This window comes from Pseudomonas aylmerensis (genome assembly GCF_001702265.1).
Taxonomy (GTDB): domain Bacteria; phylum Pseudomonadota; class Gammaproteobacteria; order Pseudomonadales; family Pseudomonadaceae; genus Aquipseudomonas; species Aquipseudomonas aylmerensis.
The window spans coordinates 282,327-306,921 of record NZ_MAUE01000012.1; the positions used below are offsets into that span (position 1 = coordinate 282,327).

The window sequence follows — 24,595 nt, forward strand, 5'->3', positions numbered from 1 at the left end:
CCTTGCGGCCGTGGCCCGGCGCCACGGCCCAAGGCTTTGTGTTCCTCTCGCAATCCGTCCGTGGAGCTGCTTTGGTGGTAACTGAAATCGCTTCCCGCGACCGTCTGCAACCGTCCCTGCTAGACCGGTTGACCGACGACGACCCGACCAATCCCAAGGAAAGCGCCGACAAACGCGTGCTGTCCCTGACCCAATTGAAAGCCTCGGTTCTGCGCGACCTGGCGTGGCTGCTCAACACCACGTCGTTGCTGGATGCCGATGCCACCCTGCACACCCCGGCCGGTACTTCGGTGGTCAACTACGGCCTGCCGGCACTGGCGGGCAACAGTGTATCCAGCGTCGATATCAAGGCCCTGGAAGCCCTGATCTACCAGGCCATCGCCACGTTTGAGCCGCGTATCCTGCGCCACACCTTGCGGGTCAAAGCCCGCGTCGGCCATGGCGAGATGAACCACAACGCGCTGAGTTTCGAGATCGAAGGCGACCTGTGGGCACAACCGGTGCCATTGCGCCTGCTGCTGCAAACCGACCTCGACCTGGAGTCTGGCCACGTGCGCGTGGTGAATGCCGACCAGCGGAGGCGCCCATGAACCCGCGCCTGCTGGAACTGTACAACCAGGAACTGCACCACGTGCGCGAAAGCGCCGCCGAGTTCGCCAAGGAATACCCGAAGATCGCCAGTCGGCTGACCCTGTCCGGCATGGACTGCGCCGACCCGTACGTCGAACGCCTGCTCGAAGGCTTTGCCTACCTGACGGCCCGCGTACAGCTCAAGCTCGACGCCGAGTACCCGACCTTCACCCACAACCTGCTGGAAATCGCCTACCCGCACTACCTGGCACCGACACCGTCGATGACCGTGGTGCAATTGCAGACCGATCCCGATGAAGGCTCCCTGGCCAGTGGCTTCCCGCTGCCGCGCGACACGGTGTTGCGTGCCGCGCTGGGCCGCGAGACCCAGACCTGCTGCGAATACCGCACCGCACACCCGGTGACGTTGTGGCCGTTGCAAGTCAGCGGCGCCGAGTACTTCGGCAACCCCGCCGCCGTGCTCGGCCGCCTGGCCGCCAGCGAGCCGAAAGCCAAGGCCGGCCTGCGCCTGACCCTGCGCACCGGCGCCGAATTGCCGTTCAACAGCCTCGACCTCGATAACCTGCCGCTGTACCTGAGCGGCGCCGACGAGCAACCGTTCCGTCTCTACGAGCAATTGCTCGGCAACGCCTGCGCGGTGTTCGCGCGCAAGCCCGGTGGCGACTGGGTCGAACGCCTGCCTCAAGGCGCGTTGCGCTCGCGGGGGTTTGACGACGCCGACGCGGCGATGCCCGTGGTCGCGCGGGCATTCCAGGGCTATCGCCTGCTGCAGGAATACTTCGCCCTGCCCCATCGCTTCCTGTTCGTCGAATTCGCCGAGCTGGGCCGCGCGGTCAAACGCTGCGACGGCCAGGAACTGGAGCTGATCGTCCTGTTCGACCGTCACGAGCCGAGCCTGGAAGGCAGTGTCGGCGCCGCGCAGTTCATGCCGTTCTGCACGCCGGCCATCAACCTGTTTGCGAAACGGGTGGACCGCATCCACTTGTCCGACCGGGTCAACGAACACCATGTGATCGCCGACCGCACCCGGCCGATGGACTTCGAGATTCATTCGTTGAGCGGCATCACCGGCCACGGCACGGGGCCGGAACAGCCGTTTTTGCCGTTCTACGCGGTACGCGATCCGTCGCGGTATGGTCGTGACCAGGCCTACTACACCGTGCGCCGCGAGCCGCGCGTGCTGTCCAGCGATCAGCGCCGCAACGGCCCGCGCTCCACGTATGTGGGCAGTGAAACCTTCGTCAGCCTGGTCGACAGCCAGCAGGCCCCGTACCGCCACGACCTGCGCCAACTCGGCGTGACCGCGCTGTGCACCAACCGCGATTTGCCGCTGTTCATGAGTGTGGGCAACGGCAAGACCGACTTCACCTTGGCCGACAGCGCCCCGGTATTGGCCGTGCGTTGCGTTGCCGGCCCGAGCCGCCCGCGCGCCAGCCACGCCCATGATGCCAAGGCCTGGCGCCTGATCAGCCAGTTGTCGCTCAACTACCTGTCGCTGAGCGAACAAGGCCAGGGCGCCGGCGCCTTGCGCGAACTGCTGCGCCTGTACGGCGACAGCAACGATGCCGCCCTGCAATTGCAGATCGAAGGCCTGCGCGAAGTCAGCAGCAAAGCGGTGACCCGACGCTTGCCGATGCCCGGCCCGATCGTGTTTGGTCGCGGCCTGGAAATTACCTTGGAATTCGATGAAAACGCGTTTCGCGGCACTGGCGTGTTCCTGCTCGGTGCAGTGCTGGAGCGCTTCCTGGCACGCTACGTGTCGATCAACAGTTTTACCGAGACGGTAATCCGTACCACCGAACGCGGCGAGATCATGCGATGGAAAGCCAAGCCCGGGCGGCGTCCGACCCTGTGAATACACTGGATGCGATGCATCAGGAGCCCTGGGAATACGATTTTTTCCAGGCATTGCGGCGTATCGAGTGCGAATCGCCGGAGCTGCCACGCCTGGGCCATTCCCTGCGCCTGGCGGATGACCCGCTGCGCCTCGGGCAACAGGCCGACTGCACCTTCGCCCCGGCGACTCTGGCCTCGGTCGATCCGGGTGGCGACGGCAAGCCGGCGCGGCTGGAGCAGTTCTTCTTCGGCCTCGGCGGCCCCAACGGCCCGTTGCCGCTGCACATCACCGAGTACGTGCGCGAGCGTCAGCGCAACAACGCCGACAGCACCAGCAAACAGTTCCTGGATATTTTCCACCACCGCCTGCTGAGCCTGTTCTACCGGGCCTGGGCCGAGGCGCGGCCGACCGTCAGCCACGACCGTCCGGACGACGACTACTGGTCCGCACGCCTGGCGGCCTTGAGTGGCCGCGGCATGCCGAGCCTGCTCAACCAGGGCCTGATTCCGGACACTGCGAAGCTGCACTACAGCGGTCACCTGTCGGCGCAAACCCGCTACCCGGACGGTTTGAAGGCGATCCTCGGCGAGTACTTCGGCCTGCCCGTGGAGATCGAGGAATACGTCGGTCAATGGCTGGAACTGCCCGAGCGCAGCCGCGTCAGCGTGAGCGCCAATCAACTGGGCGTGGACTTTTGCCTGGGCAGCCACGTGTGGGACCGCCAGCATAAATTTCGCATCCGCCTCGGCCCGCTCAAGCTCGATGACTACATGGGCATGCTGCCCGGCAGCCAGCCGTTCAATGAGCTGGTGGCTTGGGTGGCCGAGTACCTGGGCCATGAACTGGACTGGGACCTGAACCTGGTTTTGCAACAACCCGAAGTGCCGACGCTGCAACTCAACGGCCAGTTCCGCCTGGGCTTCAACACCTGGCTCGGCAAACCTGCACAAGACGCCAACGACCTAATCCTGGCCCGGCACTACGCCGATCACGCCACCACCTCAAGGAATCCAGAGCATGGGTGAAATCAGTCGCGCCGCACTGTTCGGCAAACTCAACAGCGTGGCCTACAAGGCCATCGAAGCCGCCACCGTGTTCTGCAAACTGCGGGGCAACCCGTACGTGGAACTGGCCCACTGGTTTCACCAGTTGCTGCAGCTGCAGGACTCGGACCTGCACCGCATCATTCGCCAGTTCAACGTCGAGCCGGCACGCCTGGCCCGCGACCTGACCGAAGCCCTGGACCGCCTGCCGCGCGGCTCGACTTCGATCACTGACCTGTCATCTCACGTCGAAGAGGCCGTAGAACGCGGCTGGGTCTACGGCAGCCTGATGTTCGGCGAAAGCCAGGTGCGCACCGGTTACCTGGTGCTCGGTATTCTCAAGACCCCGAGCCTGCGCCACGCGTTGCTGGGCTTGTCTTCCGAGTTCGACAAGATCAAGGCCGAAGCCCTGAGCGAACGTTTTGACGAATACGTCGGCGACTCGCCCGAAAATGCCTTGAGCGCCAGCGACGGTTTCAATGCCGGTGCGGTACCAGGCGAAGCCAGCGGCGCGATGGCGCCGAGTGCGATGGGCAAGCAGGAAGCCCTCAAGCGCTTCACCGTCGACCTCACCGAACAGGCCCGCAGCGGCAAGCTCGACCCGATCGTGGGCCGTGACGAAGAGATCCGCCAGTTGGTGGATATCCTGATGCGTCGGCGCCAGAACAACCCGATCCTCACCGGTGAAGCCGGGGTGGGCAAGACCGCCGTGGTCGAAGGTTTCGCCCTGCGCATCGTCGCCGGCGATGTGCCGCCTGCGCTCAAAGACGTGGAACTGCGCAGCCTCGACGTGGGCCTGCTGCAAGCCGGCGCGAGCATGAAAGGCGAGTTCGAACAGCGCCTGCGCCAGGTCATCGAAGACGTCCAGGCTTCGCCCAAGCCGATCATCCTCTTCATCGACGAAGCCCACACGCTGGTAGGTGCCGGTGGCGCCGCCGGCACCGGTGACGCCGCCAACCTGCTCAAGCCTGCCCTCGCCCGTGGCACCTTGCGTACCGTGGCCGCGACGACGTGGGCCGAGTACAAAAAGCACATCGAGAAGGACCCGGCGCTGACCCGGCGTTTCCAGGTCGTGCAAGTGGCCGAGCCGTCGGAAGACAAGGCACTGCTGATGATGCGCGGCGTGGCCTCGACCATGGAAAAACACCATCAGGTGCAGATTCTCGACGAAGCCCTGGAAGCCTCGGTGAAGTTGTCGCACCGCTACATTCCTGCGCGCCAGCTACCGGACAAATCCGTGAGTTTGCTGGACACCGCCTGCGCCCGTGTCGCCATCAGCCTGCACGCCGTGCCGGCTGAAGTCGATGACAGCCGCCGCCGCATCGAAGCGCTGGAAACCGAGTTGCAGATCATCGCCCGCGAACACGCGATCGGCATCGCCATCGGTACACGCCAGGCCAACAGCGAAGCCTTGCTGAGTGCCGAGCGTGAACGCCTGGCCACCTTGGAAAACCGCTGGGCCGAAGAGAAAACCTTGGTCGACGAACTGCTGGCGACCCGCGCAACCTTGCGTGAAAAAGCCGGCGTGGTGGACAGCGGCAACGATGAGCTGCGCGCCCAATTGGTCGACCTGCAACAGCGCCTCACGGCCCTGCAAGGCGAAACCCCGCTGATCCTGCCGACCGTGGATTACCAGGCCGTGGCCTCGGTGGTCGCCGACTGGACCGGCATCCCGGTGGGCCGTATGGCGCGCAATGAGCTGGAGACCGTGCTCAACCTCGACCAGCACCTGAAGAAGCGCATCATTGGCCAGGACCACGCGTTGCAGATGATCGCCAAGCGCATCCAGACCTCCCGCGCCGGCCTCGACAACCCGAGCAAGCCGATTGGCGTGTTCATGCTCGCCGGCACGTCGGGCGTGGGCAAGACCGAAACCGCCCTGGCCCTGGCCGAAGCCATGTACGGCGGCGAGCAGAACGTGATCACCATCAACATGAGCGAGTTCCAGGAAGCCCACACGGTGTCGACCCTCAAGGGCGCGCCACCGGGCTACATCGGCTACGGCGAAGGCGGCGTGCTGACCGAGGCGGTGCGGCGCAAACCCTACAGCGTGGTGCTGCTGGACGAGGTGGAAAAAGCCCACCCGGACGTGCACGAGATCTTCTTCCAAGTGTTCGACAAGGGCGTGATGGAAGACGGCGAAGGCCGGGTGATCGACTTCAAGAACACCCTGATCCTGCTGACCACCAACGCCGGCACCGAGCTGATTTCGCAAGTCTGCAAAGACCCTGCGAACACGCCCGAGCCGGAAGAAATCGCCAAGGCCCTGCGCCAGCCGTTACTGGAGATTTTCCCGCCGGCACTGCTCGGCCGCTTGGTGACCATTCCTTACTACCCGCTGAGCGACACGATGCTCAAGGCGATCACTCGCCTGCAACTGGACCGCATCAAGAAGCGCGTGGAGAGCACCCACAAGGTCGCCTTCGACTACGACGACGCGGTGGTCGACCTGATCGTCTCGCGCTGCACCGAAACCGAAAGCGGCGGGCGCATGATCGACACCATTCTGACCAACAGCCTGCTGCCGGACATGAGCCGTGAATTCCTCACGCGCATGCTCGAAGGCAAGGCGCTGGCGGGAGTGCGTATCAGCACGCGGGATAACGAATTGCACTACGACTTCAACGATTGACCTGACGGAATGCGATAAAAACTGTGGGAGTTGCCTTGTGTGGGAGCTGGCTTGCCTGCTCCCACACAAGGCAACTCCCACATTGGATTCGGTTTCTTCAGTTATTAAGTCATTTACGGGTTAACCGATGCTATTCAACCAAGCCACACGCCTGGCCAAGATCACCAGCCCCCTCGGGCCGGATGTGCTGCTGCTCAATGAAATGGGCGGCGGTGAAGAGTTGGGCCGGTTGTTCAACTACGAGCTGCAACTGACCTCGCTGGACGCCAACATCGACCTCAACCAGTTGCTGGGCAAGCCGATGAGCGTCGGCCTGCAGTTGGCGGACGGTGGCGAGCGGCACTTTCACGGCATCGTCGCGCGCTGCAGCCAGAATATCGACCAGGGCCAGTTCGCCAGCTACCAGGTGACGTTGCGCCCATGGCTGTGGCTGTTGAGCCGCACTTCAGACTGCCGGATTTTCCAGAACCTGAGCATCCCGCAGATCATCAAGCAGGTGTTTCGCGACCTGGGTTTTTCCGACTTTGAGGACGCCCTGAGCCGGCCGTACCGCGAGTGGGAATACTGCGTGCAGTACCGCGAGACCAGTTTCGATTTCGTCAGTCGCCTGATGGAACAGGAAGGCATCTACTACTTCTTCCGCCACGAACAGGATCGCCACGTACTGGTGCTGGCCGACGCCTACGGCGCCCACGCCACGGTGCCCGGCTACGCGTCGATCCCGTACTACCCCAAGGACGAGCAGCAGCGCGAACGCGACCATATGCACAACTGGCACCTGGCGCAGGAAGTACAACCGGGCTCGCTGGAGCTCAACGACTACGACTTCCAGCGCCCCAGCGCCAGCATCGACGTGCGCTCGGCAATGCCGCGCCCGCACACCGCCGGCGACTACCCGTTGTATGACTATCCCGGCACCTACGTGCAAAGCGCAGACGGCGAACACTACGCCCGCACCCGGATCGAAGCCCTGCAAACCCTGCATGAGCAGATCGAGTTCAGCGGCAATGCCCGCGGCCTGGGTTCGGGTCACCTGTTCAGCCTTACCGGCTTCAGCCGCCAGGACCAGAACCGCGAATACCTGATCGTCGGCTGCCGTTACTACATCGTCCAGGAAAGCCTGGAAAGCGGCGGCGGCTCGGGGTCTGCACAGTTCGAAAGCAGCCTGACCTGCATCGACGCGCAACAAAGCTTCCGGCCACTGGCCAACACCCACCGCCCAATCGTCAAGGGCCCGCAAACCGCGCTGGTGGTCGGCCCCAAAGGCGAAGAAATCTGGACCGACCAGTACGGCCGCGTGAAGGTGCATTTCTACTGGGACCGCCACGACCAATCCAACGAAAACAGCTCGTGCTGGATTCGCGTGTCGCAATCCTGGGCCGGCAAGAATTGGGGCTCGATGCAGATCCCAAGGATCGGCCAGGAAGTGATTGTGAGCTTTCTGGAAGGTGACCCGGACCGGCCGATCATTACCGGACGCGTCTACAACGCCGAGCAGACGGTGCCCTACGACCTGCCGGAAAACGCGACTCAGAGCGGCATGAAAAGCCGCTCGAGCAAGGGCGGCACGCCGGCTAACTTCAATGAAATCCGTATGGAGGACAAGAAGGGCCTGGAGCAGCTGTACATCCATGCCGAGCGTAACCAGGACATCGTGGTGGAGGTGGATGAAAGCCACTCGGTGGGGCATGACCGTAATAAAAGTATTGGCCACAACGAGACGGTGACGATTGGCAATAACCGCCTGCGCATCGTCAAGCAGCAAGACATCCTCTCGGTAGGCCAGAGAAAGACCGACAGCATCAGCCAGAGCTACGTGATTGAAGTGGGCGAAAACCTGCGCCTGGTCTGCGGTGAAAGCATCCTGGAGCTGAACGCGAGCGGGCAGATCAACCTGACCGGCGTGCAAATCAGCTTCTACGCCAGCGGTGATGCCGAATTCAACACCGGCGGCGTGCTGCACCTGAACAACGGCGGCGGCCCCGGCGCAACACCCGATGGCCAAGGCCAGAAAAGCGCCATCGACGCCAACATCAAAGCCGCGTTTCCCGCGCCTAAAAGCTCCTGACGAGACCTGTTTTCATGACGTATCGGATTAACGAATTCCAGTTTCAACTGCCCGCCAGCGAGCTGCAGGACGCGACCATCAATATCCTCAAGTTTCCGGAGTTGGGGACATCCCTGATCGTCAGCCGCAGCCTGCTCGCCGAGGGTGAAACCCTGCACAGCAACTTCAATGACCAACTCCAGCGCCTGGAAAAACAGGTGCAGGATCTGCGCTACCAACCGGGGGTCGATGTGCGTCTGGGCGCCGCCCAAGAGGTGCAAGGCATCGAGCTGCGCAGCCAGTTCAACAAGGGAAATGACAAGGTTTTCCAGTATCAGCTGGCATTGGTGATACCGGGCACGCGCAAGATGCTCGCCTTGAGTTATGTGAAGGCAGACACGCTTGGGGATGCCGAGGCGGCGCACTGGGCATTGATCAAAAACTCGCTGTCGTTCGACGCTGTTTCCTGATGAGTTGCCTGCATGTCTGACGCGTTATGGGCGGCCCGGATGGGCGATGCGCTGACCCACACCTCGATGATGGCCGATATCCTGGGTGGGGTGCTGGAGGTGGCGGCCAACGTGGCGATCACGGCACTGGCGACTGCGGCGGTGGCGGCGGCGATTGGCGTCACCGTCGCCACCGCAGGTATCGGTGGCTGCATCCTCGGTGCAGTGGTGGGCATCGTGGTCGGTATGGCCATGAGCAAGACAGGGGCCGACAAGGGCCTCAGCAAGATGTGCGAGAGTTTCGCCAACGCGCTGTTCCCGCCCGTGGTGGAAGCCACGATTGCGGTGGGTTCGACCGACACTTTCGTCAACAGCATTCCGGCTGCGCGTGCTGCAGGGTCGATCGCCTCGCACGTGGCTCCCGCAGGCACGGAGCTTGAGCAGGCACCGCCTGAGCCCGACCCCGAGCCACAACCCGAGCCTGGCTTCCTTGACATGGCCGAGGGTTTCTTCTCCCAGCTATGGCGGCCCACCGTCGCCACGCCTGCACCGGGCGTGGTACCGGCGCTTACCGACATGGTCCTGTGTGCCCGCCATCCACCGATGCCGCCGCAGCTCCTGGCCGAGGGTTCGGACAAGGTCACCATCAATGGGCAACCCGCCGTGCGCAGCGGTGATCGCAGCATGTGCGAGTCGACTGTGGTGTCGTCGGGGCTGATCTCGCCGAATGTCACGATTGGCGGCGGCACGGTGGTGGTGCAGGAGATCCGCAGCGGGAAAACCCCAGGAGTGGGGTTGGCAATTGAAGCATTGATGATGCTTAAAGGAGCCAAGGGCAAGACGCTGAGTAATTTGCCGTGCATGTTGCTCGGCGGTGTCAGTTCCTTTGCCGTAAGCCAGGCCATCGGCGCCATGACTAACGCCGCAATGTCTTCACTTAACCCTGTGCACGCCGCGACAGGCGCCAAAATACTGGGCGGCCAGAATGAACTGGATTTTGTACTGCCAGGTGCGTTACCCATGGCCTGGCAGCGCGTCTATAACAGCCACGATATGCGCAAGACAGGGCTCTTCGGCGCGGGCTGGAGCGTTGCCTATGAGGTGAGCGTCGAAATTTTGATGCACCCTGAAGGCGGCGAGGAGCTGATCTACACAGATGAGCAAGGACGGCGTATCAGCCTGGGCTCGCTTGCGCCAGGCAGCGCAATGTTCAGCCCTGCAGAAGTGCTTAGCTTCAGGCGTCATCACAACGGTCAGTTATTGATCGAGAGCGATGACGGATTGTATCGCCTGTTCGATCTCACGCCAGGTTCGACCACGCACCTTCGGTTGAGTCAGTTGGGGGATCGCAATGACAACCGGATTTTCGTTGGCTACCACGAGGATGGTCGCATTGCGCGCCTCGTGGACACATCAAGTCAGGTCCAGGTTGAGCTGGTTTACGCCCAGAGTCGCCTGGAGCGAATCGAACGCCTGTACACCGACCAGTCGCGCGAGGTCCTCGTCAGCTACCGCTACGACGCGATAGGTGAATTGGTGCAAGTGAGCAACGCGTCCGGCGAGGTTCAGCGCCGCTTTGCCTACGACGCCGGGCGCAGGATGATTGAACACCAGCTGCCTACCGGCCTGCGCTGCTTTTATGAGTGGGGGCTCGTCGACAACACTGAATGGCGAGTGGTACGGCACTGGACTGACGAGGGCGACGCCTACCAATTCGATTATGACTTGCAAAAGGGCATCACACGCGTCACAGACAGCCTGCAACGTATCAGTACTCGTCAGTGGAATGCACAGCATCAGATAATCGCGTTCACCGACAATCTGGATAAAACCTGGCTTTTTGAGTGGAACGACGAGCGTCAGTTACTGAGCGCCACGGACCCTCAAGGGGGGCGCTACCAATACAGCTACGATGAGTCCGGCAACCTCACGGCTGAGACGGATCCACTCGGGCGTAGCGTATCCACGCGTTGGCTGGAGCATTGGTCGCTGCCGCGCACACAAACCGACGCCGCCGGCAACACCTGGCAGTATCGCTATGATCAGCGCGGTAACTGTGTCGCCGAGACCGACCCGCTGGGTCATACGACCCGGTATCGCTACAACGCACAAGGCCTGGTGGTGGAGGTCACTGATGCGACCGGCAAAAGCAAACAGTTGAAATGGAATACGCTCGGGCAACTGACCGACCACTTGGATTGCTCGGGATTCCCGACTCGCTTTGGCTACGACCGACATGGGTACTTGCAGGTGATCACCAATGCAATGGGCGAACGGACGCAGTTCAAGCATGACCGCCAGGGTCGGCTGATCAGCAAGCAATTTCCGGACGGGCGAACCGAATATTTTCAGCGCGACAGTTCCGGCCTACTGTTGGGTCATACAGACCCTGCCGGGCACAGTACCCTTTACCAACACAATCGTAGGGGCCAGGTCTGCCTACGTACTGATGCACAGGGTCGCCAAGTTAGCCTGGGCTACGACACGTTCGGCCGGCTACAGTCGTTGAGCAACGAAAATGGTGAGCGCTATCGGTTCACCTGGGATGCGTGCGATCGGATGATCCAACAACAAGGCCTCGACGGTGGCACAAAATCCTACGCCTACGATGGGCTGGACAACCTGATCCGAGTGACATCCACGCCAGCGCCTTATGGCACCGGGCTCGCAATTGTCGCCCAAGCACCTGAAGCACCGATCATTCACCAATTGGAACGCGACGCTGTTGGCCGGTTAATCGCAAAAGTCACAGATGACGGCCGCACCGAATACCAGTACGACCCACTGAGCCAACTCAGCGCCGTCACGTTCAAGGATGCGTCGGGCGTTGAACAGAGCCTTGGTTTTGCCTACAACGCGCTCGGCCATCTGCTTGAGGAACACAGTGCCTCTGGCAGTCTTCACCATCGCTATGATGAACTCGGCAATCTGATACAAACCCAGTTGCCTGATGGCCGCTGGCTCAACCGCCTCTACTACGGCAGCGGTCATTTGCACCAGATCAATCTTGACGGCGAGTTGATCAGTGACTTCGAGCGTGACCGACTCCATCGTGAAGTATTGCGCACTCAGGGCCAGCTCAGTACGCACAGCGACTACGATCCTGCGGGCCGCTTACGTGCTCGCACACGCCGTCATGACAGCCAGCCCGTCTTGTTGCCACCCGATACGCAAAGACAGTTTGACTACGACCCTGCTGACAATTTGATCGGAAAGCTGGACCAGAGGCCCTCTGTACGCCATCAAAAACTGTTTCATTACGACGCAACTGACCGCCTTATCGCGAGCCAAGACCCTTTGTACGGCACCCGTGAGACCTTTGCCTATGACGCAGCAGCCAACTTGCTCGACAGCGCCCATTCAAGCCAGGAAAAGGTGCTCCACAACAGATTGGTCAGCTTTCAAGACAAGCGTTATCGCTATGACGGCTTCGGCCGAATAATCGAAAAGCGTAGCGGACGATACGGTGTACAAAGATTCAGCTATGACGCCGAAAGCCGCCTGATAGAAGTACGCAATGAAAAGGGCCATGTGGTTCGGATGGCCTACGACCCGCTAGACCGGCGTATTGAAAAAACCGAACAAGATCGCAATGGTTATACCTTGAGCCAAGTCAGCTTCACCTGGGACGGTCTGCGGCTGCTCTCAGAGCGACAAAATGGGCGCAGTAGCCTCTATGTATATCTCAATCAAGGACACGAGCCTTTGGCGCGAGTCGATGGACTGGGCGCGCACAAAAAGATCCGTTATTACCACAACGACCTCAATGGCTTGCCTGAGCAATTGACCGAGAGCGATGGCAGCATCGTCTGGAAAGCGATCTATCAGGTATGGGGCAATACCGTGAGTGAAGAACGCGAGCCCTATTATCTGGAAGATCAGAATATTCGCTTCCAAGGCCAGTATCTCGACCGGGAAACCGGACTGCACTACAACACGTTCCGCTTTTATGACCCCGATGTCGGCAGATTCACCACAGAAGACCCGGTTGGATTACTGGGCGGCATTAACCTCTACCAGTACGCCACCAATCCTCTGGGCTGGAGTGACCCACTAGGCTGGTGCTCGACGAAGCTGGGCAAAAATATGGGGGCTCGCAAAGGTGACGGTATGGCCAACCATCACTTGATACCCGAAGAGCTGATCAAGCACAAAGAGTTCGGCAAAATGTTCTCCAGGCTGAAAAAGATAGGTTGGGACCCAGATGGCGCCTCCAATGGTGTTTTCCTGCCAGGATCAAAGGACCTCGCCGCTAAAACGCAGCTTCCTGGGCATTGGTCGAACCATAACAATTACACCGATGCCGTCAGGGATAGACTCAGGGGTTTGAACAAACAACAAGCCGGGCTATCTGACATGGACCTTGCACTGGAAGTCTCGAACATCCAGAAATGGGCGAGCGGCGGGCTGCAGAATGGCCTCTTCAAAACTGATGCAGTGACAGGACGACTTTTATGACCGGCGCCAGCGCTGATTTCTTCATCGTGAATTACCACACCAACGGGGCGGATGCTCCCAGTTTCTTTGAGTCGGACTGGATCCCTCCCGTTCCGGAGTTTCATTACCCTTCAGAAACACCGGATGAACGTGAGTTTGCTAGCGCTTATAAAGTCAAAGCCAAGATCAAGGAGTTGAAGGCGGACCTCATGATTGAGGAGTTGCTGGCGACAGATGCAGTCTTGAACATCTGCGAAACACTTGAGGTTCCTCATATCACGCGCACGGTCGAGATAGAATTAAAAGGCAAAAAGGCACCCGAAAAGCACTACAACCTGTTTGTTCCGACCACCCGACTCAGCCTGCTTGACCTTGAGCATTCGATATTTACCATCGACCGCGATAAATACACCGGCAAACTCAAGACTCCAGAAGAAAGTGATGTACCCGCAATAGTTTTTGAATCCATCGAATCATTCAAAATAAAACCAGGTATTCATCAACACTTGTTTCTATGCACGGATATTAACGAAACCGTCTGCTCCGCTGAGTTCAAGGCGATGTTCGAATCCAAGGCGCTCTTTGGGCTTGAGTTCATACCGTTGGATGCCAGTTATAAATTCGATCCTTGGGGGGAGCTATAACCGGGGTGCCTACTACTGGACCTTTACATTCTCCAGCCTACAAAAAATGGGCACCCGACGCAGTCGGCGTGCCCATCTTTTTTACCGCCCCGCCTCCCTACGAGACGGTATCGCTATTACGGGTTGACGCTGTCTTTGAGCGACTTGCCCGGCTTGAACGCAACGGTGTTGCTTGCCTTGATCTTCACCGGCTCACCGGTTTGCGGGTTCTTGCCGGTGCGGGCGCCGCGGTGGCGTTGCAGGAAGGTGCCGAAGCCAACCAGGGTGACGCTGTCCTTGCGATGCAGCGCGCCGGTGATTTCTTCGAGTACGGCGTTGAGTACGCGGTTGGCCTGTTCTTTGGTCAGGTCTGCTTTTTCTGCAATAGCGGCTGCGAGTTCTGGTTTACGCATAAGTGAAGCCTCTTTGACGGTTTTTTGTTGTTATGTCCGTGCTGCTCTCTTCTGGAGCAGCGCCCAAGGCGCCGCAGGCTCTACTCTGCGGCAGACGGGAGTGAGGATGGCATGCCCTCGCACGCTCCGCCAGTCTCGCGGCGACCTTTCTGGGCACAAAAACGTGCTTATTCCGACAGAACGACCGGTATTTACGCCAGCAAAGGCGGAAGTTCTTTGTTGAGGGCCAGTTTGTCCATCACGGCGCTGCCGGTCAGGGCATAACCCAGCAGGCGGCCGCTGGCGTCGCGGCACAAGGCCTTGATGTCGGCCCCCTGCCCTTCAACGCTCCACACGCCTTCGGTGCCGCGTGGCGGTGGCGACACCACCAGCGGGCAGACCGGCGTCTTGACGGTGACCGGCATCGGGCCGTAGCTGACCGCCGTGGCGTTGCCGGCCAGGGTCTGGGCCAGGGCACGGGCGCAGCTCATCAGTGGCATCACGTACAGCAGGTTGAGACCGTCGACTTCGGCGCAGTCGCCCAAGGCGTAGATATTGGCGTGGGAGGTCTTGAGGTGGCGGTCGACCATGATCCCGCGATTGATCTGCAAGCCGGCAGCCGCCGCCAGGTCGACGCGCGGGCGCAGGCCGATGGCCGAGACCACCAGGTCGCAGTGGATCACTTCACCGTCGGACAGGTGCGCTTCCAGGCCGTCCGCGCTGCGCTGCAGGCGATTGAGCACCGGGCCGAGGTGGAAGCGTGCGCCCAGGCTCTCGAGCCCGGCCTGCACGGCCGCGGCTGCCGCCGGGTGCAGCAGGGTCGGCATGACTTGCTCGCACGGCGCCACCAGGTCGATTTCATAGCCGCCGAGGATCAGGTCGTTGGCAAATTCGCAGCCGATCAGCCCGGCGCCAAGCAGCAGCACGCGGCGCTTGCCGGCAGCGGCAGCCCGAAAGCGCGCGTAGTCCTCGAGGTCGTTGATCGGGAACACCAGCTCGCCCGCATCGCCTTCGACCGGCACGCGCACGGTTTCGGCGCCCCAGGCCAGGATCAGGTCGCGATAGGCCACGGCTTCCTCGCCGATCCACAGGCGCTTGTGGCCGGGGTCGATGCCGCTGACGCGGGTGTGAGTGCGCACCTCGGCCTTGAGTTGCTCGGCCATGGCACCCGGTTCGGCCATGCTCAGGCCATCGGCTTCCTTGTTCTTGCCAAAGCCGGTGGAGAGCATGGGCTTGGAGTAGGAGCGGCCGTCATCCGCAGTGATCAGCAGCAACGGGGTCTCGCTGTCGAGCTTGCGAAACTCCCGGGCCACGTTGTAACCGGCCAATCCTGTGCCGATGATCACGACAGGTGCGTTCATTCCTTTCTCCTTGTAGTACGTTTCTTAAATGTTCAGATCAGCCGATTTCGATCATTTCGAAATCCATCTTGCCCACGCCGCAGTCCGGGCACAGCCAATCTTCCGGGACGTCTTCCCAACGGGTGCCAGGCAGAATTCCGTCATCCGGCCAGCCGTCTTTCTCGTCATAGATCAGGCCGCAGACTACACATTGCCACTTCTTCATTACTTGCTTCCTCAGGGTCCAGGCATCTTGGCCGACGGTCGATAGACCAACGTTGCCGTGCGGCTCAGGGCGTTTTGTACTGATCGGGGCCGGCAGATGCAAGCATGATCGACGCAAACGGCGGGTTCCGCCCGGCAAAAGCTCAGGATGCCATGGTAAGCTCGCCGCCTCTTTTGCTGCCAATACTGACTCACTGTGCCGCACTCAACCGCCCTTCCCGATGCTTGCCAATGGCTGACCCAGAGCCTTCTGGTCCCAGCGCCTGCACCCTTGACCCTCGATTGGCTGTTCAACGACGGCTCACTCACGCGCCGGCTGACGTGGCTGTCCGACGACGGCTTCAGCGTGACACCGCTGTTCGAAGGCTGGCAGCCGCTGCGCGACGATGAATGTGCTGCATTGGGCCTGGCCCCGGCCACGATCGGCTGGGTACGCGAAGTGTATTTGCGCGGGCACGGCCAGCCGTGGGTGTTCGCCCGCAGCGTCGCGGCCCGCAGCGCACTGCAGGGCGACGGGCTGCACATGGACGAACTCGGCAGCCGTTCGCTCGGCGAACTGTTGTTCTGCGACCATGCGTTCACCCGCCAGGCCATCGAAGTATGCCGCTACCCTCGCCCATGGCTGCCCACCGCGGACCAGGTCGACGGGCTGTGGGCACGTCGCTCGCGCTTTGATCGCGGGCCGCTGAGCGTGTTGGTGGCGGAAATCTTCCTGCCGAGCTTCTGGCAGGCGCTGCATGATCATCCGGAGAACTGCTGATGTACCAACGTCTGCTCAAGTCCCTGAACCGCCTGAACCCCAGGGCCTGGGATTTCATTCAGTTGACGCGCATGGACAAGCCCATCGGCATCTACCTGCTGCTGTGGCCGACGCTGTGGGCGCTGTGGATCGCCGGCAAGGGCTCGCCGTCCTTGGGCAATATCGTGATTTTCGTGCTGGGCGTGGTGCTGACCCGGGCCGGCGGCTGCGTGATCAATGACTGGGCCGACCGCAAGGTCGACGGCCATGTGAAGCGCACCGAGCAACGCCCGCTGGTCAGCGGCAAGATCAGCTCGAAAGAGGCGCTGGTGTTTTTCGCGGTGCTGATGGGCATCAGCTTCCTGCTGGTACTGCTGACCAACGCCACCACCATCCTGCTGTCCCTGGGCGGCCTGGCCTTGGCGGCGAGCTACCCGTTCATGAAGCGCTACACCTATTACCCGCAGGTGGTGCTGGGCGCGGCGTTTTCGTGGGGCATGCCGATGGCGTTCACCGCCGAGACCGGCCACCTGCCGGCCACGGCGTGGCTGCTGTATATCGCCAACCTGCTGTGGACGGTGGGTTACGACACCTATTACGCAATGACAGACCGTGACGACGACTTGAAGATCGGCGTGAAATCCACCGCCATTCTGTTTGGCGATGCGGACCGCGTGATCATCCTGACCCTGCAGGGCCTGGCACTGGTGTGCCTGTTGCTCGCCGGCGCAAGGTTTGAGCTGGGTGGCTGGTTCCACTTGGGATTGTTGGCGGCGGCAGGCTGTTTTGCCTGGGAGTTCTGGTACACCCGCGACAGGGACCGCCTCAAATGCTTCAAGGCGTTCTTGCACAACCACTGGGCCGGGTTGGCGATATTTGTCGGGATTGTGGCGGATTACGCATTGCGGTGAGCCGGGCTGCCAGGGCGATGGAGCTTGATGTGGCGAGCGGGCTTGCCCCGCGTTGGGGTGCGAAGCACCCCCAAAACCTGGCGACGCGTTATTCCTGAAATACCGCAGTAGTTTCTACTGGGGCTGCTGCGCAGCCCAACGCGGGGCAAGCCCGCTCACCACGACAGGCCCGCCCGCCACAGGATTACCTTACGGCTTGATGATGTGCCACGCACCGCCCTTGCCATCACCGGTCTTGTCACCGGCCTTTTTGTCATCCTTGTAGGTGTACACCGGCTTGCCTTTGTAGGCCCATTGGCTGGTCTGGTCGTCACGGGTGATGACCGTCCAATCGCCGGTCGACTTGTCGGTGGAATCCGCCTTCAGCGGCGGCCAGTTGGTCGCGCATTGATCCTTGCACACGGATTTGCCGTCGGCATCCTTGTCGAAGGTGTAGAGGGTCAAGCCCTTGTGGTCGACAAGCATCCCGTCTTTAGTCATCGCCGGCTCCGCCGCGAATGCCAGGGTCGGCAGCGTCAACGCCGCCGTGACCAGCAGGGCTTTCCAGGAAATTGTGCTGTAAGTCATCGGAACCTTCCTTTTTTGGTTGTAAGGATTCGGACCCAAAGCGTAGTCCAGAGAGGCGCGAATTGCCCAAGCGACTAAATTACTGTCACACGACTGCAATAATTCCGTTATCTAATGCGGCGCAAGACAGTTAAATGACAAGAGGATTTTAGGCATGGTTGGCAGGAGCATTCTGATCGTTGACGACGAAGCGCCCATTCGCGAGATGATCGCCGTTGCGTTGGAAATGGCCGGCTATGACTGCCTGGAGGCGGAGAACTCCCAGCAGGCCCATGCCATTATCGTCGACCGCAAGCCGGACCTGATCCTGCTGGACTGGATGCTGCCCGGCACCTCCGGTATCGAACTGGCCCGCCGCCTCAAGCGCGATGAGCTGACCGGGGACATCCCGATCATCATGCTCACGGCCAAGGGCGAGGAAGACAACAAGATCCAGGGCCTGGAAGTCGGCGCCGACGACTACATCACCAAGCCGTTTTCCCCCCGCGAACTGGTCGCTCGCCTCAAAGCCGTACTGCGGCGCGCCGGTCCTACCGATGGCGAAGCGCCAATCGAAGTCGGCGGCCTGCTGCTGGACCCGATCAGCCACCGCGTGACCATCGACGGCAAGCCAGCCGAGATGGGCCCGACTGAATACCGCCTGCTGCAATTCTTCATGACCCACCAGGAGCGTGCCTACACCCGTGGCCAGTTGCTCGACCAGGTGTGGGGCGGCAACGTGTATGTCGAAGAGCGCACTGTGGACGTGCATATCCGCCGCCTGCGCAAAGCCTTGGGCGACGCCTACGAGAATCTGGTACAAACCGTGCGCGGCACCGGTTATCGGTTTTCCACCAAGGGTTGAAAGCAGCTGCAAGCTCTCAGCTACAAGCGGCAAGTAGAAGCTGATCTGCTCTGACTTGAAGCTTGCAGCTTGAAACTTTTCACTGTCCGAAGGACCGATTGTGAACCAAAACTGGCATGGCACCCTGATCCGCCACATGCTTTTGCTGATCACCGGCTGCCTGTTGGTGGGCCTGGTGAGTGGTTATTACGGCTGGAGCCTGGCAGTCGGCATTGCCTTGTACCTGGGCTGGACCCTCAAGCAATTGCTGCGCCTGCATGAATGGCTGCGCCAGCACAAACCCGACGAAGCGCCACCCGACGGCTACGGTTTGTGGGGCGAGGTGTTCGACAGCATCTACCACCTGCAACGCCGCGACCAACGGGTGCGCGGGCGCCTGCAAGCGGTGATCGACCGGGTGCAGGAGTCCACCGCCGCGCTCAAAGACGCGGTGATCATGCTCGACAGCGACGGCAACCTGGAATGGTGGAACCGCGCCGCCGAAACCCTGCTGGGCCTCAAGACGCCCCAGGACAGCGGCCAGCCGGTGACCAACCTGGTGCGTCACCCGCGCTTCAAGGAGTACTTCGAACAGGAGAACTACGAAGAAGCCCTAGAAATCCCCTCGCCCACCAATGACCGCGTCCGGATCCAGCTGTACCTGACGCGCTACGGCAACAACGAGCACTTGATGCTGGTGCGCGACGTGACGCGTATCCACCAGTTGGAACAGATGCGCAAAGACTTCGTCGCCAACGTCTCCCACGAACTGCGCACGCCCTTGACGGTGATCTGCGGGTACCTGGAGACGCTGCTGGACAATGTCGACGAGATCAACCCGCGCTGGAGCCGTGCCCTGCAGCAGATGCAGCAGCAGGGCTCACGCATGCAGACACTGCTCAACGACCTGCTGTTGCTGGCCAAGCTCGAAGCCACCGACTACCCCTCGGATAACCATCCGGTGGCCGTGCAGAGCCTGTTGCAGACCATCAAGAACGACGCCCAGGCGCTCTCCGGCCAACGCGGGCAGCAGATCACCCTGGAAGCCGATCCGGCCGTGCTGCTCAAGGGCAGCGAAGGCGAATTGCGCAGCGCGTTTTCCAACCTGGTGTTCAACGCCGTGAAGTACACCCAGGACAAGGGCAATATCCGCATCCGCTGGTGGGCCGACGAGCACGGCGCGCACTTGAGCGTGCAGGACTCCGGCATCGGCATCGACGCCAAGCACCTGCCGCGCCTGACCGAACGTTTCTACCGCGTCGACTCCAGCCGCAACTCCAACACCGGCGGCACCGGGCTTGGCCTGGCGATCGTCAAGCACGTGCTGCTGCGCCACCGCGCGCGCCTGGAAATCAGCAGCGTGCTGGGCCATGGCAGTACGTTCACCTGCCATTTTCCGCCGGCGCAGGTAACCCGTTCGCGGGAGGTTGGAACAGATGAGTAACTTGAAAACGACACACCCCTAAATGTGGGAGCGGGCTTGCTCGCGAATGCGGGCGGTCAGCGACACATGGGGTGACTGACCCACTGCATTCGCGAGCAAGCCCGCTCCCACGTTGGATTTGTGTTGTTGTGGAAAGGGCATTCCAAGTCCCGCCGGGCAGTGGGCACTAGGCAAGCGCCCCGTCAGCCGCTACATTGGCCGACTTGCGCCTGTCTTTCAGGCCCACCTGCCACCCCTAATTGAACACACGGAACCTGCAAAACCCCATCATGGACCCTTCCCCTGGTATCACCCTCGCTACACTCTTCGCCGACTTCGGCATGATTCTTTTTGCACTGATCCTGGTATTGCTCAACGGTTTCTTCGTTGCGGCGGAGTTTGCCATGGTCAAACTGCGCGCCACCCGGGTCGAGGCCATCGCCCACAAGAACGGCTGGCGCGGGCAGATCCTGCGCACCGTGCACAGCCAGCTCGACGCCTACCTGTCGGCCTGCCAGCTGGGTATCACCCTCGCCTCCCTGGGCCTGGGCTGGGTCGGTGAGCCGGCCTTTGCACACATCCTCGAGCCGCTGCTGGGCGCCGTGGGCGTCGAGTCGCCGGAAGTGATCAAGGGCGTGTCGTTCTTTGCCGCCTTCTTCGTGATTTCCTACCTGCACATCGTGGTCGGTGAGCTGGCGCCCAAGTCCTGGGCGATTCGCAAGCCCGAACTGCTGTCGCTGTGGACGGCAGTGCCGCTGTACCTGTTCTACTGGGCCATGTACCCGGCCATCTACCTGCTCAACGCCAGCGCCAACGCCATCCTGCGCATCGCCGGCCAAGGCGAGCCCGGCCCGCATCACGAACACCATTACAGTCGTGAAGAACTCAAGCTGATCCTGCACTCCAGCCGTGGCCAGGACCCGAGCGACCAAGGCATGCGCGTGCTGGCCTCGGCCGTGGAAATGGGCGAACTGGAAGTGGTCGACTGGGCCAACTCCCGGGAAGACCTGGTCACCCTGGACTTCAACGCGCCGTTGAAGGAAATCCTCGCGCTGTTCCGCCGCCACAAATTCAGCCGCTACCCGGTGTATGACGCGGTGCGCAACGAGTTCGTGGGCCTGCTGCACATCAAGGACCTGCTGCTCGAACTGGCAGCCTTGGACCACATTCCCGAATCGTTCAACCTGGCCGAGCTGACTCGTCCGCTGGAGCGTGTGTCGCGGCACATGCCGCTATCACAACTGCTGGAGCAGTTCCGCAAAGGCGGCGCGCACTTCGCCCTGGTCGAAGAAGCCGATGGCAAGATCATCGGCTACCTGACCATGGAGGACGTGCTTGAAGTGCTGGTCGGCGATATCCAGGACGAACACCGCAAGGCCGAGCGCGGCATCCTCGCCTACCAGCCCGGCAAACTGCTGGTGCGTGGCGACACGCCGTTGTTCAAGGTGGAGCGCCTGCTGGGTGTCGACCTCGACCACATCGAAGCCGAAACCCTCGCCGGGCTGATCTACGACACCCTCAAGCGGGTGCCGGAAGAGGAAGAAGTGCTGGAGGTTGAAGGCCTGCGGATCATCATCAAGAAGATGAAAGGGCCGAAGATCGTCTTGGCCAAAGTCCTGCTGCTGGACTGAGCCACCCCAAACCCCTGTAGGAGCCCGGCTTCTACAGTCCCGCGGCGAAGTTGGGCAATGTACCGACGGGCTGGTTGAACTCATACGGGATCGACACCAGCCCGGCCTCGGTGCTCTGCTGCACCACGAAGTGCAGATGCGGGCCGCTGCTGTTGCCGGTATTGCCCGACAGCGCCAGCAGGCTTCCCACCGCGACACGCTGCCCCACCCGCACACTGACCGACCCTTGCTTGAGGTGCAGGTACACGCCCTGGGTGCCGTCATCGTGCTGCACGCGCACGAAATTGCCGGACGCATCGTTACCGCGCCCGATCTGGCTGTTCTCGGTCTTCACTACCGTACCGCTGCGCGCCGCAATGATTGGCGTGCCTTCGGGCATGGCGATGTCCATGGCGTAGCGGCTCTTGGCGTCGGTGTGGCTGAAGCTGCCGTTGGGGCCTTGGGTCAGGCGGAACGGACCGCCACGCCAGGGCAAGGGGTAGCGGTAGGCTGGTCGTGGGTTAACTGCGCGTGGCCTTTGCAACAGCGGCCTTCGCACGGGCTCGACCCTGCGTTCCTGGATCACGAACGCCTGGGACCCCGGGGTATGTCGATCGCTGAAAAACACCGCGCCATTGGCATCGGTGGATTGATAGAGGGTCATGGCCAGGGTCGAGGTGGCGACCGTGGCCAGCATGCAGAACAGCAATAGGCGAAGGAGCATGACGCGAACCTGCCAGGATGACTGAACGGCAGGCTAGCAAGGCTTGATGACAGCTTTAGGCTGGCACGCCGTTGAACCAGATATCCACGTTTATCCGGGCCGCCGTCGACAAATTGACCCGCGCATCCAGAGACAGTTTGTCGATCTTGCCAGTGAGGACGTGGTTAAGACGGGGCTGGCTGATCCGAAGTCTTAGTGCAGCCTGCAAGAGCGCCGACTGAAAACCGACTGTCCGTCGGGCATCGAGCGCGAATCAGACAACCGGTCGACTCCGGTATTCAGGGGGTCACGCGCCCGGCACGAAGTGCTTCTGCGCGGTGCCGCGGGCGATCAGGCGGGAGATGTAATCGAGCTTCTGCGCGTCCTGGTCGATAAACCGGAAGGTCAGTTGCAGCCAGTCGCTATCAGGCTTGGGTTCGAAGGCGACGACGGCGTGCAGGTAGCCATTGAGGCGGGCGATTTCAGCGTTGTCGCCTTGCTCAAGGTCGAGCACGGCACTTTCCAACACCTGCGGCAGCACTTCACCGCGACGCACCACCAGCAGCGCTTCCTTGATGCTCAGCGCCTTGATTACACATTGCTGGTTGCCACTGGACAGGCGCAATTGGCCCTGGCCACGACCACCCGCCGGCGAGGCGGCAGGCGCTTGCACCGGTGGGCTGTTGAGCAGGCCTTTGCTGGGCGCCGGGGCAGCCGCTGCAACCGGGGCCGCGCGCACGGCTTCGGGCTTGCCGCCGGTCAGGGCGCTGAGGGAGTCGTTGCCAAAAGCCGAGTTCATCTTGGTCGGCGCACTGGCGATCAGTGCGTCGAGACGCCCGATCTTGTGCAGCGCCTGCTTGACCTTGTTCAGCAACTGCTCGTTGGTGAACGGTTTGCTGACATAGCCGGAAACCCCGGCCTGGATGGCCTGGACCACGTTTTCCTTGTCGCCACGGCTGGTCACCATCACGAACGGCATGGCCTTGAGGTGTGCTTGCTCACGGCACCAGGTCAGTAGCTCAAGCCCGGACATCTCGGGCATTTCCCAGTCGCACAGCACCAGGTCGAAGGTCTCGCGCATCAGGATGGCCTGGGCCTTTTTGCCGTTCACCGCATCTTCGATCTTGATCCCGGGGAAGTAGTTGCGCAGGCACTTCTTCACCAGGTCGCGAATAAACGAGGCGTCATCCACCACCAATACACTGACTTTACTCATCGACCCTATTTCCTATAAAAACCGCGGCACGCAGAACGCCTGACTGATGGCATTTTGCCAAAACTCTGTAGTCACGGCGGGACTTTCTTTGACCCGACGCGCAAAAAATCCAGCTGCCACAAACAAAAACGCCCGGCCAAGGGCCGGGCGTTAATTTCTCGGGCAACCTTACTTATCGTCAGTTTCGCCCGGAACATTAGGGATTAGATCGGCTGACCCTTCAACTTCAGCCTTCATGCGCTTGAGGCCCATGTGCCGCACGTCGGTCCCGCGAACCAGGTAAATCACCAGCTCGGAGATATTGCGTGCGTGGTCGCCGATGCGCTCCAGCGAACGGAGGACCCAGATGATGCTCAAGACCCGCGAGATAGAGCGTGGATCTTCCATCATGTAGGTGGCCAGCTCGCGCAGCGCGGTCTTGTATTCGCGGTCGATGATCTTGTCGTACTGGGCCACCGACAACGCCAACTCGGCGTCGAAGCGGGCGAATGCGTCGAGGGCATCGCGCACCATGTTGCGCACCTGGTCGCCAATGTGGCGCACTTCCACGTAACCGCGTGGCGCTTCGCCTTCTTCGCACAGCTGGATAGCGCGACGGGCGATCTTGGTGGCTTCGTCGCCGATGCGCTCCAGGTCGATCACCGACTTGGAAATGCTGATGATCAAACGCAGGTCGGACGCCGCCGGCTGGCGACGGGCCAGAATGCGCAGGCATTCTTCGTCGATGTTGCGTTCCATCTGGTTGATCTGGTCGTCGATCTCGCGCACTTGCTGGGCCAGGCCCGAGTCAGCCTCGATCAGCGCGGTGACTGCGTCGTTGACTTGCTTCTCCACCAGCCCGCCCATCGCCAGGAGGTGGCTGCGCACTTCCTCAAGCTCGGCGTTGAACTGCGCGGAGATGTGGTGGGTAAGGCCTTCTTTGCTAATCATGCGTTTGCTCCGCAAAAGCTGTAAGCCGCAAGCTACAAGCTGCAAGCTGATGTGTGT

The 24,595-nt window shown here is 61.3% G+C and carries 20 protein-coding genes and 1 pseudogene; 13 read left to right on the plus strand and 8 right to left on the minus strand.

What is annotated here, in order from left to right:
* Positions 1 to 74: 74 nt before the first annotated feature.
* The 8 genes from tssE (at position 75) to BBG20_RS09600 (ending at position 13,680) form a co-directional block, all read left to right on the plus strand.
* On the plus strand, positions 75 to 590 hold the full coding sequence (gene tssE / locus BBG20_RS09565; RefSeq protein WP_005792513.1) for a type VI secretion system baseplate subunit TssE: 516 nt from the start codon (positions 75 to 77) through the stop codon (positions 588 to 590).
* The gene (gene tssF / locus BBG20_RS09570; protein ID WP_065902533.1) at positions 587 to 2,446 is read left to right on the plus strand and encodes a type VI secretion system baseplate subunit TssF; all 1,860 of its coding nucleotides are present in this window, start codon (positions 587 to 589) and stop codon (positions 2,444 to 2,446) included. The genes tssE and tssF overlap by 4 nt, the downstream gene beginning before the upstream one ends.
* Positions 2,410 to 3,453 carry a type VI secretion system baseplate subunit TssG gene (tssG, locus tag BBG20_RS09575; protein ID WP_065902535.1) on the plus strand — a complete coding sequence of 348 codons (1,044 nt, stop codon included), beginning with the start codon at positions 2,410 to 2,412 and terminating at the stop codon, positions 3,451 to 3,453. Before tssF ends, tssG begins: the two co-directional genes overlap by 37 nt.
* Positions 3,446 to 6,103, plus strand: a complete 2,658-nt coding sequence (gene tssH / locus BBG20_RS09580) for a type VI secretion system ATPase TssH (RefSeq protein WP_065902537.1) — start codon at positions 3,446 to 3,448, stop codon at positions 6,101 to 6,103. The genes tssG and tssH overlap by 8 nt, the downstream gene beginning before the upstream one ends.
* 127 nt (positions 6,104 to 6,230) lie before the next feature.
* Complete coding sequence (locus BBG20_RS09585) at positions 6,231 to 8,171, plus strand: type VI secretion system Vgr family protein (RefSeq protein ID WP_065902539.1); 1,941 nt, start codon at positions 6,231 to 6,233, stop codon at positions 8,169 to 8,171.
* Between the two features lie 14 nt (positions 8,172 to 8,185).
* Positions 8,186 to 8,620, plus strand: a complete 435-nt coding sequence (locus tag BBG20_RS09590) for a DcrB-related protein (RefSeq protein WP_065902540.1) — start codon at positions 8,186 to 8,188, stop codon at positions 8,618 to 8,620.
* A 12-nt stretch (positions 8,621 to 8,632) separates the two neighbouring features.
* Positions 8,633 to 13,057, plus strand: coding sequence for an RHS repeat-associated core domain-containing protein (locus BBG20_RS09595; RefSeq protein ID WP_083221354.1), 4,425 nt, complete (start codon positions 8,633 to 8,635; stop codon positions 13,055 to 13,057).
* Positions 13,054 to 13,680, plus strand: coding sequence for a hypothetical protein (locus tag BBG20_RS09600; protein WP_065902541.1), 627 nt, complete (start codon positions 13,054 to 13,056; stop codon positions 13,678 to 13,680). The genes BBG20_RS09595 and BBG20_RS09600 overlap by 4 nt, the downstream gene beginning before the upstream one ends.
* A gap of 116 nt (positions 13,681 to 13,796) precedes the next feature.
* Here the strand turns inward: BBG20_RS09600 and BBG20_RS09605 are convergent, their stop codons facing one another.
* From BBG20_RS09605 to BBG20_RS09615, 3 genes are all read right to left on the minus strand, one after another.
* Entirely contained in the window at positions 13,797 to 14,072 is a 276-nt protein-coding gene (locus BBG20_RS09605) for an HU family DNA-binding protein (RefSeq protein WP_003213368.1), read from the minus strand.
* Positions 14,073 to 14,263: 191 nt separating this feature from the next.
* Complete coding sequence (locus tag BBG20_RS09610; protein WP_065902543.1) at positions 14,264 to 15,412, minus strand: NAD(P)/FAD-dependent oxidoreductase; 1,149 nt, start codon at positions 15,410 to 15,412, stop codon at positions 14,264 to 14,266.
* A 37-nt stretch (positions 15,413 to 15,449) separates the two neighbouring features.
* Positions 15,450 to 15,617: a rubredoxin gene (locus BBG20_RS09615; RefSeq protein ID WP_015886569.1), complete on the minus strand. Its 168-nt coding sequence runs from the start codon at positions 15,615 to 15,617 to the stop codon at positions 15,450 to 15,452.
* Between the two features lie 195 nt (positions 15,618 to 15,812).
* Here BBG20_RS09615 and BBG20_RS09620 point away from each other — a divergent pair, with 195 nt between their 5' ends.
* Both BBG20_RS09620 and ubiA read left to right on the plus strand, forming a co-directional pair.
* On the plus strand, positions 15,813 to 16,376 hold the full coding sequence (locus BBG20_RS09620) for a chorismate--pyruvate lyase family protein (RefSeq protein ID WP_065902544.1): 564 nt from the start codon (positions 15,813 to 15,815) through the stop codon (positions 16,374 to 16,376).
* On the plus strand, positions 16,376 to 17,266 hold the full coding sequence (ubiA, locus tag BBG20_RS09625) for a 4-hydroxybenzoate octaprenyltransferase (protein ID WP_065902545.1): 891 nt from the start codon (positions 16,376 to 16,378) through the stop codon (positions 17,264 to 17,266). Before BBG20_RS09620 ends, ubiA begins: the two co-directional genes overlap by 1 nt.
* A 189-nt stretch (positions 17,267 to 17,455) precedes the next feature.
* On the opposite strand, the gene BBG20_RS09630 is transcribed toward ubiA, so the two are convergent.
* Positions 17,456 to 17,833 carry a COG4315 family predicted lipoprotein gene (locus BBG20_RS09630; protein ID WP_065902547.1) on the minus strand — a complete coding sequence of 126 codons (378 nt, stop codon included), beginning with the start codon at positions 17,831 to 17,833 and terminating at the stop codon, positions 17,456 to 17,458.
* Positions 17,834 to 17,987: 154 nt separating this feature from the next.
* Between BBG20_RS09630 and phoB the strand changes: the two genes are divergently transcribed.
* From phoB to BBG20_RS09645, 3 genes are all read left to right on the plus strand, one after another.
* Positions 17,988 to 18,677, plus strand: coding sequence for a phosphate regulon transcriptional regulator PhoB (phoB, locus tag BBG20_RS09635; protein WP_003176964.1), 690 nt, complete (start codon positions 17,988 to 17,990; stop codon positions 18,675 to 18,677).
* 136 nt (positions 18,678 to 18,813) lie between these two features.
* On the plus strand, positions 18,814 to 20,100 hold the full coding sequence (gene phoR / locus BBG20_RS09640) for a phosphate regulon sensor histidine kinase PhoR (RefSeq protein ID WP_216864248.1): 1,287 nt from the start codon (positions 18,814 to 18,816) through the stop codon (positions 20,098 to 20,100).
* 269 nt (positions 20,101 to 20,369) lie between these two features.
* Positions 20,370 to 21,710, plus strand: a complete 1,341-nt coding sequence (locus BBG20_RS09645; protein ID WP_010207573.1) for a hemolysin family protein — start codon at positions 20,370 to 20,372, stop codon at positions 21,708 to 21,710.
* A 31-nt stretch (positions 21,711 to 21,741) separates the two neighbouring features.
* Here BBG20_RS09645 and BBG20_RS09650 read toward each other — a convergent pair whose 3' ends face one another.
* The 4 genes and pseudogenes from BBG20_RS09650 to phoU all read right to left on the minus strand — a co-directional run bounded on the left by BBG20_RS09650 (position 21,742) and on the right by phoU (position 24,538).
* A complete protein-coding gene (locus tag BBG20_RS09650; RefSeq protein WP_065902550.1) occupies positions 21,742 to 22,413 on the minus strand; it encodes a M23 family metallopeptidase in 672 nt (223 codons plus the stop codon).
* 55 nt (positions 22,414 to 22,468) lie between these two features.
* Positions 22,469 to 22,618: pseudogene (locus tag BBG20_RS33105) on the minus strand (XRE family transcriptional regulator); the annotation flags it as partial.
* Positions 22,619 to 22,699: 81 nt separating this feature from the next.
* Positions 22,700 to 23,608: a response regulator gene (locus tag BBG20_RS09655; RefSeq protein ID WP_065902551.1), complete on the minus strand. Its 909-nt coding sequence runs from the start codon at positions 23,606 to 23,608 to the stop codon at positions 22,700 to 22,702.
* Positions 23,609 to 23,776: 168 nt separating this feature from the next.
* Entirely contained in the window at positions 23,777 to 24,538 is a 762-nt protein-coding gene (gene phoU, locus BBG20_RS09660) for a phosphate signaling complex protein PhoU (protein ID WP_025856390.1), read from the minus strand.
* Positions 24,539 to 24,595 lie beyond the last annotated feature (57 nt).

Bases quoted from the DNA above. Each gene is read 5' to 3' on its own strand.
- tssF (WP_065902533.1), top strand. From the start codon at position 587: ATGAACCCGCGCCTGCTGGAACTGTACAACCAGGAACTGCACCACGTG.
- tssG (WP_065902535.1), top strand. From the start codon at position 2,410: ATGGAAAGCCAAGCCCGGGCGGCGTCCGACCCTGTGAATACACTGGAT.
- tssH (WP_065902537.1), top strand. From the start codon at position 3,446: ATGGGTGAAATCAGTCGCGCCGCACTGTTCGGCAAACTCAACAGCGTG.
- BBG20_RS09585 (WP_065902539.1), top strand. From the start codon at position 6,231: ATGCTATTCAACCAAGCCACACGCCTGGCCAAGATCACCAGCCCCCTC.
- BBG20_RS09590 (WP_065902540.1), top strand. From the start codon at position 8,186: ATGACGTATCGGATTAACGAATTCCAGTTTCAACTGCCCGCCAGCGAG.
- BBG20_RS09595 (WP_083221354.1), top strand. From the start codon at position 8,633: ATGTCTGACGCGTTATGGGCGGCCCGGATGGGCGATGCGCTGACCCAC.
- BBG20_RS09600 (WP_065902541.1), top strand. From the start codon at position 13,054: ATGACCGGCGCCAGCGCTGATTTCTTCATCGTGAATTACCACACCAAC.
- BBG20_RS09605 (WP_003213368.1), bottom strand. From the start codon at position 14,072: ATGCGTAAACCAGAACTCGCAGCCGCTATTGCAGAAAAAGCAGACCTG.
- BBG20_RS09610 (WP_065902543.1), bottom strand. From the start codon at position 15,412: ATGAACGCACCTGTCGTGATCATCGGCACAGGATTGGCCGGTTACAAC.
- BBG20_RS09615 (WP_015886569.1), bottom strand. From the start codon at position 15,617: ATGAAGAAGTGGCAATGTGTAGTCTGCGGCCTGATCTATGACGAGAAA.
- ubiA (WP_065902545.1), top strand. From the start codon at position 16,376: ATGTACCAACGTCTGCTCAAGTCCCTGAACCGCCTGAACCCCAGGGCC.
- BBG20_RS09630 (WP_065902547.1), bottom strand. From the start codon at position 17,833: ATGACTTACAGCACAATTTCCTGGAAAGCCCTGCTGGTCACGGCGGCG.
- phoB (WP_003176964.1), top strand. From the start codon at position 17,988: ATGGTTGGCAGGAGCATTCTGATCGTTGACGACGAAGCGCCCATTCGC.
- phoR (WP_216864248.1), top strand. From the start codon at position 18,814: ATGCTTTTGCTGATCACCGGCTGCCTGTTGGTGGGCCTGGTGAGTGGT.
- BBG20_RS09645 (WP_010207573.1), top strand. From the start codon at position 20,370: ATGGACCCTTCCCCTGGTATCACCCTCGCTACACTCTTCGCCGACTTC.
- BBG20_RS09650 (WP_065902550.1), bottom strand. From the start codon at position 22,413: ATGCTCCTTCGCCTATTGCTGTTCTGCATGCTGGCCACGGTCGCCACC.
- BBG20_RS09655 (WP_065902551.1), bottom strand. From the start codon at position 23,608: ATGAGTAAAGTCAGTGTATTGGTGGTGGATGACGCCTCGTTTATTCGC.
- phoU (WP_025856390.1), bottom strand. From the start codon at position 24,538: ATGATTAGCAAAGAAGGCCTTACCCACCACATCTCCGCGCAGTTCAAC.